This window comes from Streptomyces sp. NPDC058157 (genome assembly GCF_042884105.1).
Classification (GTDB): Bacteria; Actinomycetota; Actinomycetes; order Streptomycetales; family Streptomycetaceae; genus Streptomyces.
On the sequence record NZ_JBHVUQ010000063.1, the window covers coordinates 13,124 to 26,432 of the forward strand.

Here is a 13,309-nt window from a genome sequence, read left to right on the forward strand (position 1 = left end):
TTCAATCTAGCGGATGCGGCGGGGGTGTGCAGCTTTGCGTGATCATCTGCGGAGTGGATGTGTCTTCCCTCGGTATCGCGGAGTTGGGCGAAACTCCGGCCGTGGCCGTCGTGGTCGACGTCATGCGTGCCTTCACGACGGCCGCCTGGGCGTTCGCGCAGGGGGCCGAAAGGATCGTGTTGGCCAGGTCGTTGGACGAGGCGCTGGCACTCAAGGCGCGTCATCCGGAGTGGGTGGCCCTCAAGGACGGTGCGTCCGCGCCGGGGTTCGACGCCGTCAACTCGCCCGGATTCCTCCGGTCGGCAGAGCTCGGCGGACGTACCGTCGTGCAGAAGACCACCGCCGGGACCGTCGGCGCGCTCGCGGTCGAGGACGCGCCGCTGGTGCTGTGCGCGGGCTTCGTGGTCGCGGAGGCGACCGCCCAGGTGGTGCGGGGGTGCGGGAGCCCGAGCGTCACGTTCGTCGTCACGGGCGACGACGGGCGGGCCGAAGAGGATCTGGCCTGCGCCGAGTACATCGCCGGGCGCGTGGCGGGGGACGAGGCGCCGCCTGACGCGTTCCTCCGGCGGGCCGCCGCGTCGCGTGCGGCCGCCGGACTGGCGGAGGGCGTGCGGCAGGGGTACCGGGGGGTCCACCCGGACGACGTGGCCCTCTGCCTGGAGGCCGACCGGTTCCCCTACGCCATGGTGGCCCGCCGGGAAGGCCCCCTCATGGTCCTGCGTGCGCGCCCGGTGCCCGCGGCCCCGCGCCCCGCTACCGCGCCGTGCTGAGGACCTGCCGGGCCACCGCCGCGCGGGCCGGAGCGAGCTCCGCGGCGACCGCCGTGGGCCGCTCCTCGCCGAAGTCGACCCTGCCCGGCTGAGGTTCGCTGCGCGCCAGGCACTCCAGGCGCAGGTGGGTGGGCGGGTGGGTGTCGTCCACGCCGTGCCCGCGCCGTGCGGAGACGCGGAGCAGCCGTTCGTACTCGTGGGCCGGGATGGACGACACGTGTGCCGCGATCTGCTCCCACAGCCCCTGCTCGGCTGCCTCCCGGGCCTTCCGCCCGGCTTCCCCGCCCGTCATCTGGGCAGCCACCGACTCACGGCGCAGCAGCGTGTGGACGGAGCCGGCGACGAGGAACCGTCCCATGACCCCCGTCGCGCCGTCGGTCGAACCGGCCCGCGCCGCGCTCAGGTCGGCCTCGTACTCGGCGCGTTGCGTGGCGCGCAGTGTCAGCTGGTCGAGCAGTACCAGCAGCCCGTACGCCGCGCAGCGGGGCAGGTAGGCCATGACGTTGAACAGGGTGTCCCACACGCTGTGCGCGCGGCTGGGGGCCAGCGTGTCCACCCACAGGTCCAGGGAGCGCAGCGCCTGGCGGATGAGCACCCCGTGCCGGACGTCGCCGTTGGCGAAGTGGCCGAGTTCGTGACCCAGCAGGGCGACCCGTTCCGGCGGGGTGAGGACCTCCCACAGTCCGAGCCCCAGGAGCAGCACGCGGCGCTGACGCCATCCGTACGCCGTCACCGCGGCGTTGACATCGCCGTCGACCACCACGGCGTGCACTCCGGCGGTGCCGGTCACGGCGGCCACGTCGTCGATCAGCTCGAACAGCCGCGGCGCGTCGGCCCGGTACAGCACGGGCCCCCGCTGGGGGATCCCGTACATCCGGGGCCGCAGGACGAACGCCACCACGAGCAGCGCCGCCCCGGCGACCGGCTGGACCACCGTCGCCCACCCGAGCACGATCAGCAGCAGCCCGGCCGACGCCAGGAGCAGGGTGACCCCGTGCACCAGCAGGGCGAGCCCGAGGGCGAGCAGCGCGGCGGCGTCGCGCCGGGGCCGGTCCGCCCCTCCGCCGGACATGGCGGCCGCGAGCTCCTCGCCGTACCGCCGCGCCAGGCGCCGCCGGGCCGCGGCGAGCCGGCCGGGCTCGGAGCCCGGGGGAGCGGGGTCCACGTTCCAGCCGCAGTCCGCGCACCAGCGCGGGAACCGCTCGTCGGCGGCGATGAGCGGGTGCCCGCAGTCGGGACACAGCTGCCCCCGGACGCCCGGACGGCCAGGTCGCGCTCCATGCTTCCCTCCCACCCGCGACCTCCCCCGGCCGCGCGGCTACGGCAGGGTAGCCGACCCCGTCCCCCACCCCGCCCCCAGGCCCTCACCGGCCCTGACCTGCGGTCTCCGTACGGCGATCACGGTTGACCCGGCAGGGCGCCCCTCGCGGAGGGATTGCCCACCCCTGACAAGGGCGGGAGTTCCCCTAGCGGAACAGGCGGTCGCCAGGGGTGGCCATGCGGTGGGTGGTGGGGTGGCGGGTCACCCAGTCGCGGATGAGGCCGACGGCGTTGGCGCACTGCCAGGTGTCGTCGTACTCGCGTACTCCGGTGAAGGCCCCGTAGCCCGCGATGATGCCGTCCACCCGGCCCTCGCCCAGCAGTTTGTCCACGTACCACGGGTCGTTGTACGTGGTGGTCCAGGACAGGGTGGCCGCGAGCCGGCCGGCGTCGCGGTCGGTGGCGCCCTTCCTCAGTTCCGCGCAGGTGTAGTAGGTGGCTTCGGTGCAGTTGCCGAAGCCCTTCGTGATGTCGCTGTCGCCGTAGTCCATCGCCCGGTGCCCGGCCGGGAAGCCGGAGCCGGAGCGGTCGAAGGCGCCCTGGACCTGGTCGCGGGTGCCGGTCGAGGTGATGCCCTCCAGGCTGCCGAGCCTGCCCTCCAGGCTCCGCCAGCCCCGGCCGCCGACATCGGGCGTGGCGCCGCCGTGGTACTCGTAGAAGCCGTACAGCACCTGGATGCCGGCCGCCGTCAGCCGCTGCGCCTTGTCGCGCAGTCCGGCGACGCTGCAGCCGCGGTTCTCCTGCTCCCCGCAGTAGTTGGGGTCCTTGATGTCCAGCCAGACCAGCGACAGTCGGCGCCCCGCGTTCGCGTGGGAGAGGATGCGGTCGACCATGCTGTCGAAGCCGGGGCCCAGCCGGTTGTCACCGGCCGAGGAGCAGTCGTGGTACGCCCGCCACTCGTTGGGGTTCCACCAGGCGCAGACGTCGATCTCGATGCCGTTGGCGCCGTGCTTGAGGGCGGCGTCCACGCCGGCCAGGGTGTCGACGCGGTGCGCGATCGCGTAGACGGGGCGGCGCTGATCGGCCGCCGCCGCGGGGGTGGCGGCGAGTGCGGTGGTGGCGAGGACCGCGCACAGGGACGCGATGAGGGCGAGTAAGAGGCGCGGGGGAGTCCGGCGCCCGGGGGGATGGGTCAAGGAGGGGCTCCTCAAGGAGTGACGGGGTGCTCCGGAGTACCCCATCACAGACCGGCACGCGATGGATGCATGATGAACGAAAACCGGCCGGAGCACCCGACCGGAGCGGGCACAGGATGTCGGGTGCGGCGGGCCCGGCCGTTCCTAACGTGGTGATCGAAAGGGAAGGAGGCCGGGGTTTGCTGGAGCGCTTGAACCAGGCCATGGAGTACGTCGAGGCCCACCTCGACCAGCAGGTCGAGGTGTCGGAACTGGCCCGGATCACGGTCACGTCGGAGTACCACTTCCGGCGGCTGTTCTCGTCCCTCGCCGGGATGCCGCTGTCGGAGTACGTCCGGCGCCGGCGGCTCACCGTCGCGGGGGCCGCGGTCCTGGCGGGGGAGCCGACCCTGCTGGAGATCGCGGTCCGTTACGGCTACACCTCGGGCGAGGCCTTCGCCCGGGCGTTCCGTGCCGTGCACGGGGTCGGGCCCGGCGAGGCCAGGCGCACCGGCGCCGCTCTGAGCTCACAGCCCCGCCTCTCCTTCCGCCTCACCGTCGAAGGGAACAGCACCATGCGGTACCGCATCGTGGAGAAGGAAGCATTCCGGGTCGTGGGCAAGAAGGCCCGCGTCCCGCTGATCTTCCAGGGGGTCAACCCGCACATCGCCGAGCTCATCCGGAGCATCCCGGCGGAGACGATGCTGCGGATCACCGGCTTCTCGGACCAGGACCCGGAGGGGGTGGTGTCGGCGACGGTCCGGCTGTCGGACGGCTTCGAGGAGGGCGGCGCACTCGACTACTACCACTGCGTGGTCACCGCCGCGGCCGCCGCCGGGCTGCCCGGCGACCTCGACGTGCTGGACTGCCCGGCGGGCACCTGGGCCGTGTTCGAGAACAGCGGGCCGTTCCCGCAGGCGCTGCAGCAGATGTGGGCCGACGTGGCCGCGCAGTGGATCCCGTCCAACCCGTACGAGTACCGCCCGGGCCCGGAGATCCTCCGCACCCGGCCGAGTGCGGACGAGCCGGAGCATTCGGATGCGCAGCTGTGGATCCCGGTGATCCGCACCACCGTCTGAGCGGTCCGCCGATCTTGCCGTGGCGGGGCGTCGTGATCGGATAATCGGCGCATGGGAACTGTCGCGGCGTTGCGCCGGTATCCGGTGAAGTCCATGCTCGGCGAAGCGGTGGGCAGCGTCCGGATCACGGAGGAGGGGCTGGCCGGCGACCGGATGTTCGCCGTGCTGGACGAGGCCGGTGCCGTCGCCAGCGCCAAGCACCCGCGCAAGTGGGGCGCGCTGCTGGACTGCCGGAGCCGGGCGGCCGGAGCGGGCGCGGCCCGGGTGGAGCTGCCCGGCGGCGCGGTGCTGGCCGCCGGGGACGCGGAACTGGACGCCCGGCTCTCCGCCCTGCTGGGGCGTCGGGTGGCCCTGTCGGGCGAGCCGCCGCAGCAGGGACTCCTCGAGCGGGCGGTCCCGGACTACGAGGGCGGGCTCCCCGAGGTCCTGCGGCCGAGGGCGTCCGTGGACCGGACCGGGGCGACGATCACCGCGGGACGGGTGGCCGCCGGAACCTTCTTCGACTTCGGCCGGGTCCACCTCGTCACCACCAACAGCCTGCGCGGCCTGCGGCGGACCCACCCGGCGGGGGACTTCGACCCCCGGCGCTTCCGGCCCAACCTGGTGGTCGACCTCCCGGGCGGGCCCGGGTTCCCCGAGGACTCCTGGCAGGGCGGCACGCTCCGGATCGGCCCGGCCCTGTTCCGGGTCGTCGTGCCCACGCCGCGCTGCGTGGTCCCCAACCTGGGCCACGGCGCGCTGCCCCCCGACCCGGGCATCATGCGCGCCGTGGCCCGCGAGCACCGGGTGCCGGTGCTCGACCTGGGCCGGCTGTCCTGCGTCGGGGTGTACCTGGAGGTGCTGGAGCCGGGGACCGTCCGCACGGGGGACGCGGTGACGGTCCACCCCGCACCGGGCCGCCCCTGACGTGCGGTCAGGGCCGGGGTGCGATCACGGCCGTGCCGTCGTGCACCGTGATGGCCTGCGCCGGGCACATGTCGGCGGCCTCCAGGACCCGTTCCCGCGCGGCGACCCGTTCCGAGCGCGGCCGGGCGCGGTCGTCCTCCAGCACGAACACCTCGGGCGCCGTCCCCGCGCAGATCCCCGACCCCAGGCACAGCCCGGCGTCGACCCGTACGGTCCACGTCATCGCGCTCACCACCCGACCGGCATGACGCGCGGCCCGCGGACCAGCATCTCGGTCTTCCACGTGACGTCGCCCATCAGCTTCAGTCCGGGGAAACGCGTCAGCAGCGCCCCCAGGGCCTCCTGGAGCTCCATGCGGGCCAGTGGCGCTCCCAGGCAGTGGTGCACACCGTGGCCGAAACCGAGGTGCTGGTCGACCGGGCGGCGGATGTCGAGGACCCCGGGAGCGGTGAAGCGCAGCGCGTCCCGGTTGGCCGCCCCGGTCGCGACGAGCAGCGGCTCCCCGGCCCTGACCAGGGTGCCGCCGACCTCGACGTCCTCGGTGGCGTAGCGGGCCTGGCCCGCCCCGCTGCCCAGCGGGACGAACCGCAGCAGCTCCTCCACCGCCTGGGCGATCAGGCCGGGGTCGCGGCGCAGCAGCGCGAGCTGGTCCGGGTGGTCGAGCAGGGTGAGCACGAAGTTGGGGATCTGGGAGGCCGTGGTCTCGTGCCCGGCCACCAGGACCGCCACGCACAGGTCGATCAGCTCCAGCTCGGAGAGCCGGTCACCGTCCGCCTCCCGGGCCTCGATGAGCGCCGTCATCAGGTCGTCCCGCGGGTCCCGGCGGTGCAGCTCGATCAGCCCCGCCATGTAGGCGCGCAGCTCCGCCTGGTTGGCCTCGAACTCCTCGGCCGTCAGCGAGCTGGTCGACAGCGCCGCGTCGCTCCACACCCGGAACCGCGGCCGGTCCTCGACCGGTACGCCCAGCAGCCGGCAGATCACCGCCACCGGGACGGGCAGCGCGAACAGGTCGACGAGGTCGGCCGGCGGGCCGGCCGCCTCCAGTTCGTCGAGCAGGCCCGCGGTCAGCGCCCGCACCTGGGGGCGGAGCTTCTCGACCTGCCGGACGGTGAACGCCCTGGCCACCAGCGACCGCAGCCGGGTGTGGTCGGGCGGGTCCATGCCCAGGATGCCGCTGTCGGTACGGCCCTCGGACTGGCGGGGCTCGTCGTGCGCGGCGGCCGCCGCCCGGCTGAAGCGCGCGTCACCGAGCACGAGGCGGGCGTCCGCGTAACGGGTGACCAGCCACGCGGTCTCCCCGTACGGCATCTGCACGCGTAACAGGCCGGGCCGGTCGCGGACGCGCTCGTACTCGTCGGCGAGCGAGAGTCCTTCGGCGGTGTTGAAGGGATAGGCGACGGGGGTGGTGCCGCTGGTCGTCACTTCGGCCTCCCTGAGGTGTAAGCAGCTGCTTACAACCTAGGACCGGCCCATCCGGCCGGTCAACGACGCTTTGTGGCCGTTATCCTGACGGACCTTCCGAGAGGACCGACAGCGTGGACGAATCCCCCCGAGCCCAGCCCGCGGAGCGCCCCCGCAACGCCGCGGCCACCCGGCTGCGGCTGCTCGAAGCCGCCGGCGAGCTGTTCGCCGAGCGGGGCTACGAGCGCACCACGGTCAGGGCGATCGCCGAGCGGGCCGGTGCCAACCAGGCCCTCCTCTTCCGCTACTTCGGCTCCAAACACGGGCTGCTGACCGAGGTCGTGGCCCGGGGGAGCCTGGAACAGCTGCACGCCACGGCGCCGGAGGACCTCTTCGAGACCGCCCTGCGTTCGATGCTCACGCGCAGCGCCCCGGGAGCCGACCGCTCCCTGGAGGTGTACCTGAGGTCGGTGGGCCGGGGGGACGAGGCGACGGGGACCCTGCGCGAGCTGGGCGGCGAATACCAGAAGGTGCTGGCCGGCCTCGCCCCCGCGCGGGACGGCGCCCTGCGCGCCGATCTGGCCATGGCATGGCTGCTGGGAATCGGCCTGATGCGGACGGTCGCCGCCCGCGAACCCCTCGCCAGCGCCGACCCGGAGACGGTGTGCCGGCTCGTGCTCGCCACCCTGGACCGCTTCTGGACCCTGCCGCCGGAGGGGGAGGGCGATACGGGCCCGGCGGGCCCGACCGCGGAGAAGTGGCGGGAAACGGGTGCAACCGGGACGGAACCGCCGCATCCGCCCGCTGCGTCGTGATCGGCGAGGGTTCCCGAAGGAAGAGGTCCGCGCCCATGCCCCTGCGTCCTGCCCGCCGTACCGTGCTCGCCGCCCTCGGCGCCGGAGCCGGAACCCTCCTCACCGGCGCCGCCCCCGCCGCCCCGGCCCCGGTACCCGCCGGGCCGGGGGTCGCCGGGGCCCTGGCGCGGCTGGAACGCGAGCACGGCGCCCGGCTCGGCGTGTACGCCCTGGACACCGGCACCGGACGGGCCGTCACCCACCGGGCGGACGAGCCCTTCCCCATGTGCTCGGTGTTCAAGACCCTCGCCGCCGCCGCGGTCCTGCGCGACCTGGACCACGACGGCTCGGTCCTCGCCCGCCGGATCCACTACACCCGCGCGGACGTGGAACGCTCCGGATACGCCGTGTGGACGGAGCGGCCGGAGAACCTCGCGAACGGGCTGACGATCGGCGAGCTGTGCGAGGTGAGCATCACCTACAGCGACAACGCGGCGGCCAACCTCCTGCTGCGCGAACTCGGCGGCCCCTCGGCGGTCACCCGCTTCGCCCGCTCCCTCGGCGACCGGGTGACCCGCCTGGACCGGTGGGAGCCCGAACTCAACAGCGCGGAGCCCGGCCGCGCCACCGACACCACCACCCCCCGGGCCGTCGGCCGCACCTACGCGCGGCTGGTCCTGGGCGACGCGCTCGACCGCCCCGACCGCGAGCGCCTGACGCGGTGGCTGTGCGCGAACACCACGGGCGGTGAGCGGCTGCGCAAGGGGCTGCCCGCCGAATGGCGGCTCGGCGACAAGACGGGCGGCGGCGCCCACGGCACGGACAACGACGTCGGCATCGCCTGGCGGCCGGCCGGCGCCCCGCTGGTCCTCGCGGTGCTGACGACCAAACCCGCACAGGACGCGCAGGCCGACGACGCCCTGGTGTCGGGGACGGCCGCCCTCCTGGCCGAGGCCTTCGGCGGCGGCCCGCGCCGCGGCGCGGACCGCTGACCCGGCCTGCCACCGGGGTACGGCCGGCCGGGTGCGTCAGGCGCCGGACCCCCGTGCGCGGTTGACGGCCGCGAGGACGGCGTGGACCGACGCCGTGAGGATCGAGGTGTCCCGGCCCGCGCCCCAGCGGGTGACCCCGTCCACCCGGCAGTGCGCGTAGGCGACGGCGGGGCTGCCGGGGCCGGTGGTGGTGGAGTGCTCGGACCATTCGAGGATGTCGACGGCGATCCCCGCGGCGCCCAGGGCGTGGGCGAACGCCGAGAGCGGCCCGTTGCCCTCGCCCCTCGGCTCGCGCTCGCCCGCACCGGTCACCAGGGTGCAGGTGAACTCGTGCACGCCCGGTGCCGTCGGCCGGGTCTGCCAGTCGGCGAGGGTGAGGGGGCCGTCCTGGGCGGGGGCGACGTAGGTGCGGTGGAAGAGGTCCCACAGGTCCTCGTGCGTGAGCTCGTGCCCGCCCGCGTCCGTGACCCGCTGCACCGCGGCGGAGAAGTCCGGACGCATCGCCTTCGGCAGGTCGACCCCGTGGTGCGTGCGCAGCAGGTGGGCGATGCCGCCCTTGCCGGACTGCGAGTTGACGCGGATGACCTCCTCGTACGTGCGGCCGAGGTCGGCCGGGTCCACGGGCAGGTACGGCACGGCCCACGGTGCCTCGGCGGCCGGTACCCCCAGGTCGCGGGCGCGCGCGGCGTGGTGGGCCAGGCCCTTGGAGATGGCGTCCTGGTGGGTGCCGGAGAAGGCGGTGTGGACGAGGGCGCCGCCGTAGGGGTGCCGCGGGTGCACGGGCAGACGGGTGCAGTCCTCCACCACCGCGCGCACGGCGTCGATGTCGGAGAAGTCGACCATCGGGTCCACGCCCTGGGCGAAGAGGTTCAGGGCCAGGGTGACCAGGTCGACGTTGCCGGTGCGTTCGCCGTTGCCGAAGAGGCAGCCCTCCACCCGCTGCGCGCCCGCCAGGACGGCCAGTTCGGCGCAGGCGACGCCGGTGCCGCGGTCGTTGTGCGGGTGCACGGAGAGGACGACGCTGTCACGCCGGGCGAGGTTGCGGTCCATGTACTCGATCTGGTCGGCGTACACGTTGGGCGTCGCGATCTCCACGGTCGCCGGCAGGTTGTGCACCACCGGCCGGTCGGGGCTCGCCTCCCACAGCTCGGTCAGCCCGTTGCAGACCTCCAGGACGAAGTCCGGCTCGGTCAGGTTGAAGACCTCGGGGGAGAACTCGAACCGGACGGCGGAGCCCGGGCCCTCCTCCGCGCGGCGCATCAGATGGGTGGCGGCCTCGCGGATGAGCGCGTGCACCTCCTGGCGGCTGCGGCCGAGGACGACGTCCCGCCAGGTGGGCGCGGTGGCGGTGTACAGGTGGACGAGGGTGCGGGGCAGCCCCTCGACGGAGGCGAGGGTCCGGTCGATGAGGTCGCGGCGGGCCGCCGTGAACACCGAGACCGTCACGTCGTCCGGGACCGCGCCGCTCCGCGCGAGGTGGCGTACGAAGTCGAAGTCGGTCCGGCTGGCCGACGGGTAGCCGACCTCGATCTCCTTGTAGCCCATGGCGCACAGCAGGTCGAACATCCGGCGCTTGCGGGTGACGTCCATGGGTTCGGCCAGGGCCTGGTTGCCGTCCCGCAGGTCGACGGGCACCCACAGGGGGGCCCGGGTCAGCTGCCGGGACGGCCAGGTCCGGTCCCGCAGTGGCAGGGGGACGCGCTCGTGGGCGGACTGGTAGCGGGTGTGCGGCATGGCGCTCGGGCGCTGCGGGTTCCACGCCGGGGCGCCGTCGGGAACGGGGCCGGCGGGGGTCCGCAGGGTGGGGAACGGGGTGTGTCGCGGGGTTTCCACGGTGGGTGAAATTCCTTCGGTCTACCTGTGGTTGACCGGCACGACCGAGCCCCGCTGCGGGGAGCCGGTCAGGTTCGGGCCCCGCAGCGGCAGCCGAGGAGGAGACCGCGCAGCATCATGATCGCTACACTCATCACACCTCAGCTCCTCAGACAACCTGATTGGTGGCCTGTCCCATGTCCCTCAGCGCCCTGCGCCCCAGCCCGCTCGTGGAACAGGCCGCGCAGCACCTGCGCGACCAGATCACCGGCGGCCACTGGCCGGTCGGCACCAAACTGCCCGCCGAGACGGCCCTGGCCAAGGCCCTCGGGGTGGGCCGTTCCACGGTGCGCGAGGCCCTGCGCGCCCTGGCGGGGGCCGGGCTGGTGCAGGCCCGGCAGGGGGCGGGCGTGTTCGTGATCGCCGCCGAGCCGGCCGAGGACTGGCCCGCCCGGCTGCGCCGGTCGGCCGTCGCCGACGTCTACGAGGTCCGGATGCTGATCGAGGTGGAGGCCGCCCAGCTGGCCGCCGTCCGCCGCACGGAGGAGGACCTCGCCCGCCTCCGTGCGGCCCTGGAGGGCCGCCGCCGGGCCGCGGCCGGGAGCACGGCGGAGTTCGTCGACGCGGACATCGCGCTGCACGCCGCCGTCGTGGCGGCCGCCGGGAACCCCGTCCTCACGGGCCTGTTCGCCGAGTTCGTCCCGGCCCTGCGCCAGGGCCTGGTCGACCTCGTCGACCTGCTGGGGCTGCGCGCCGGGGACCCGGGCCACGGCGACGCCGGACACGCCGCCCTCGTGGACGCCATCGCCGGGTCGGACGCGGGGGCCGCCGGCGACGTCCTGCGCGAGGAGCTCGAACAGACCCTCGCCCGACTCCGCGCCGTCTGACGTCCGACGGCGGGCGCCCGACGGCGGGCGTCTGACGGCGCGGATCCGGGCGTCGGGCGCCGGACGCCGGGCGCCGGACGCCGGGCGCCGGACGTCGCGGCGGCCCGGTCCGTCCGTCAGGCCGGGCGCGGGACGTACGCCAGGCCGTGCGCGCCGGCTTCGCCGAGCTTGGCGACCTCCAGCCGGCCCACGCGCTCCAGCGTCTCCAGGTCCACGATGTCGACGGTGGAGGAGATCACGCAGGACACGTAGCCCAGCCGCCCGTCGGGGGAGGAGGTGATCGTCAGCGGGAAGAGGCCGACCTCCACCTCGCCCAGCCGCTCGCGCGTGTCGGCGCGGAACACGGTCAGCAGGCCCGGTGCGTGGCGTCCCAGCCGCGCCCCCGCTTCCGCCGTCATGCGCAGCTCGCCCGCGAGCAGCCGGCCCGTGGACGTCAGGTGGACCGGCAGGACCACGTTCTCCGTGGGCAGGGTGTCGACGACCGAGGCGGTCAGGGCGTCGACGACGCGGATACCGGTGGCCGGCCGGTCCGCGCCGCCGGAGAAGCTGGCGTACGGGGCGGCGACGAAGGCGTGCGCGCCGTCGGCGGAGACGGCGAGCCCCTCGCTGCCCGGCACCTCGACCTTCGCGGTGAGGACGCCCCGTTCGAGGTCCACGACGGACACGAACGGAGCCTCCTTGTTGGTGGCGTAGCCGGTCCGCCCCGCCGGGTCGATCGCGAACCAGTGCGGGCCGGGCGCGTCCGTGTCGACCCGGCCCAGGGGGCGGCGGGTCTCCGTGTCGATCACCACGACACCGCCGGGCCGGTCCTCCCCGCTCTCCACGCTGACGTAGAGCCGTCCGCGCGCGGTGTCCAACGCCAGCCCGTGCGGCCCGTGTTCGGGGGCGAGGTCGACGATCTCGACGATCCGCCGGCTGTCGGGGTCGATGACGGCCAGCTCGGTGCGGCGGCCGCCGTTCGCGTGGTAGTAGCCCGAGTGGTACGTCAGCGTGCACCACAGCAGCCGCCGGGTCGGGTCGAAGCACAACTCGTGCGGCTCGGCCGGCACATGGACGTCGCCGAGGTGCCGGTCGGTGGCGGCGTCGAAGAACGAGACCGTCGGTCCGCTCTGGCTGACGACGGCGAGGACGTCGCCCTCACGACCGGTACGGGGGGACGGGGACTGCTGCACAGCGGCTCCTTGGAAGGGGCGGAAGGGGACGGCCGCGCGTCTTCGCGGCCACCCCCACCCTCCGCCGCCGGCCACCCGGGCAGCAATGCAAAGATTGACACCACATCATTGCCCCAGACGCAAAAGCACACTTCAGGACGGTGCCACCCGATGGATCTCAACCTGCTGCGCGTCCTGGACGCCCTCCTCCAGGAGAACAGCGTGACCCGCGCCGCGGAGCGCCTCGGCACCTCGCCGGCGGCCGTCAGCCGCACCCTGGCCAGGCTCCGGCGCACCGTCGGCGACCCGCTGCTGGTCAGGGCCGGCCAGGGGCTGGTCCCCACCCCGCGGGCCGAGGAACTCCGCGAGGACGTGGCCGCGTTGCTGCGCGGCTGCGACAGCGTGCTGCGGCCCGGGGCCGGGTTCGACGCCGTGCACCTCCAGCGCACCTTCACGGTGCAGGCCGCCGACCTGCTCCTGGTGGGACTGGCCGGGAGCCTGACCGAGCGGATCCACGCGGAGGCCCCCCAGGTGGACGTGGTGTTCCTGCCGGAGGCGGTGGAGGGCGGCCCCGGGCTGCGGCAGGGCTGGGTGGACGTGGAACTCGGGGTCCTCGGCCACCTGGACCCGGAGATCCGGACCCGGCGGCTCACCCGGACGCCCCTGGTCGCCATCGCCCGGGCCGGCCATCCCCTCTTCGACGGGCCGATCGACGCCCGTCGCTTCGCCGCGGCCGACCACATCGGCATCTCCCGGCTCGGCAAACGCCTCGGGCCCATCGACAGCGCCCTCGCGGAACGGGGCCTGCGCCGCCGCACCAAGGTCGTCGTGCCCAGCCACACCAGCGCGATGATGCTCGCCCGGGACACCGACCTCGTCGCCCTCAGCCTGGCCGACTGGCTCCCCGACACCGTCGAGGCCATGGGCCTGCGCACGTTCCCCGTCCCCCTGGACCTGGAACCCCTGGACCTCGGCATGGCCTGGCACCCCCGCAACGCCGCGGACCCGGCCCACCGCTGGTTCCGCGACCACCTCGCGGCGGCCGTCCTGTCCCCGTCCGGCGGCGCCGCGCAGCCGTGACC

At 74.5% G+C, this 13,309-nt stretch carries 13 protein-coding genes; 7 read left to right on the forward strand and 6 right to left on the reverse strand.

Translation table 11 applies throughout. From position 1 onward, the window contains the following. The first annotated feature begins 53 nt into the window (after positions 1-53). Complete coding sequence (locus ACFVXK_RS18020; protein WP_389612766.1) at positions 54-770, forward strand: 2-phosphosulfolactate phosphatase; 717 nt, start codon at positions 54-56, stop codon at positions 768-770. Here ACFVXK_RS18020 and ACFVXK_RS18025 read toward each other — a convergent pair. After that, on the reverse strand, positions 754-2,064 hold the full coding sequence (locus tag ACFVXK_RS18025; protein WP_389612768.1) for a M48 family metallopeptidase: 1,311 nt from the start codon (positions 2,062-2,064) through the stop codon (positions 754-756). The two genes, ACFVXK_RS18020 and ACFVXK_RS18025, sit on opposite strands and share 17 nt — an antisense overlap. 172 nt (positions 2,065-2,236) lie before the next feature. Then, complete coding sequence (locus ACFVXK_RS18030) at positions 2,237-3,226, reverse strand: phospholipase (protein WP_389612770.1); 990 nt, start codon at positions 3,224-3,226, stop codon at positions 2,237-2,239. A gap of 179 nt (positions 3,227-3,405) precedes the next feature. Between ACFVXK_RS18030 and ACFVXK_RS18035 the strand changes: the two genes are divergently transcribed. After that, positions 3,406-4,284 carry a GyrI-like domain-containing protein gene (locus tag ACFVXK_RS18035; protein ID WP_389612771.1) on the forward strand — a complete coding sequence of 293 codons (879 nt, stop codon included), beginning with the start codon at positions 3,406-3,408 and terminating at the stop codon, positions 4,282-4,284. Positions 4,285-4,335: 51 nt separating this feature from the next. Then, positions 4,336-5,190, forward strand: coding sequence for an MOSC domain-containing protein (locus ACFVXK_RS18040; protein WP_389612773.1), 855 nt, complete (start codon positions 4,336-4,338; stop codon positions 5,188-5,190). A 7-nt stretch (positions 5,191-5,197) separates the two neighbouring features. Here the strand turns inward: ACFVXK_RS18040 and ACFVXK_RS18045 are convergent, their stop codons facing one another. Together ACFVXK_RS18045 and ACFVXK_RS18050 are read right to left on the reverse strand one after the other, a co-directional pair. Continuing rightward, positions 5,198-5,413 (reverse strand): ferredoxin, encoded by a 216-nt coding sequence (locus tag ACFVXK_RS18045; protein ID WP_389612775.1) that lies wholly within the window; start codon positions 5,411-5,413, stop codon positions 5,198-5,200. 5 nt (positions 5,414-5,418) lie between these two features. Next, positions 5,419-6,612: a cytochrome P450 gene (locus ACFVXK_RS18050; RefSeq protein WP_389612776.1), complete on the reverse strand. Its 1,194-nt coding sequence runs from the start codon at positions 6,610-6,612 to the stop codon at positions 5,419-5,421. Between the two features lie 113 nt (positions 6,613-6,725). Here ACFVXK_RS18050 and ACFVXK_RS18055 point away from each other — a divergent pair, with 113 nt between their 5' ends. Then, positions 6,726-7,406, forward strand: coding sequence for a TetR/AcrR family transcriptional regulator (locus tag ACFVXK_RS18055; RefSeq protein WP_389612778.1), 681 nt, complete (start codon positions 6,726-6,728; stop codon positions 7,404-7,406). A 35-nt stretch (positions 7,407-7,441) separates the two neighbouring features. Continuing rightward, positions 7,442-8,377 carry a class A beta-lactamase gene (gene bla / locus ACFVXK_RS18060; protein ID WP_389612780.1) on the forward strand — a complete coding sequence of 312 codons (936 nt, stop codon included), beginning with the start codon at positions 7,442-7,444 and terminating at the stop codon, positions 8,375-8,377. 36 nt (positions 8,378-8,413) lie between these two features. Here bla and leuA read toward each other — a convergent pair whose 3' ends face one another. Next, entirely contained in the window at positions 8,414-10,111 is a 1,698-nt protein-coding gene (gene leuA / locus ACFVXK_RS18065; protein WP_389612804.1) for a 2-isopropylmalate synthase, read from the reverse strand. Between the two features lie 275 nt (positions 10,112-10,386). Between leuA and ACFVXK_RS18070 the strand changes: the two genes are divergently transcribed. Further along, on the forward strand, positions 10,387-11,076 hold the full coding sequence (locus ACFVXK_RS18070; RefSeq protein WP_389612782.1) for a FadR/GntR family transcriptional regulator: 690 nt from the start codon (positions 10,387-10,389) through the stop codon (positions 11,074-11,076). Positions 11,077-11,192: 116 nt separating this feature from the next. On the opposite strand, the gene ACFVXK_RS18075 is transcribed toward ACFVXK_RS18070, so the two are convergent. Beyond that, positions 11,193-12,248 carry a YncE family protein gene (locus ACFVXK_RS18075; protein WP_389612783.1) on the reverse strand — a complete coding sequence of 352 codons (1,056 nt, stop codon included), beginning with the start codon at positions 12,246-12,248 and terminating at the stop codon, positions 11,193-11,195. 150 nt (positions 12,249-12,398) lie between these two features. Here ACFVXK_RS18075 and ACFVXK_RS18080 point away from each other — a divergent pair, with 150 nt between their 5' ends. Beyond that, positions 12,399-13,307 carry a LysR family transcriptional regulator gene (locus tag ACFVXK_RS18080; protein ID WP_389612785.1) on the forward strand — a complete coding sequence of 303 codons (909 nt, stop codon included), beginning with the start codon at positions 12,399-12,401 and terminating at the stop codon, positions 13,305-13,307. The last annotated feature ends 2 nt before the right edge of the window (positions 13,308-13,309 follow it).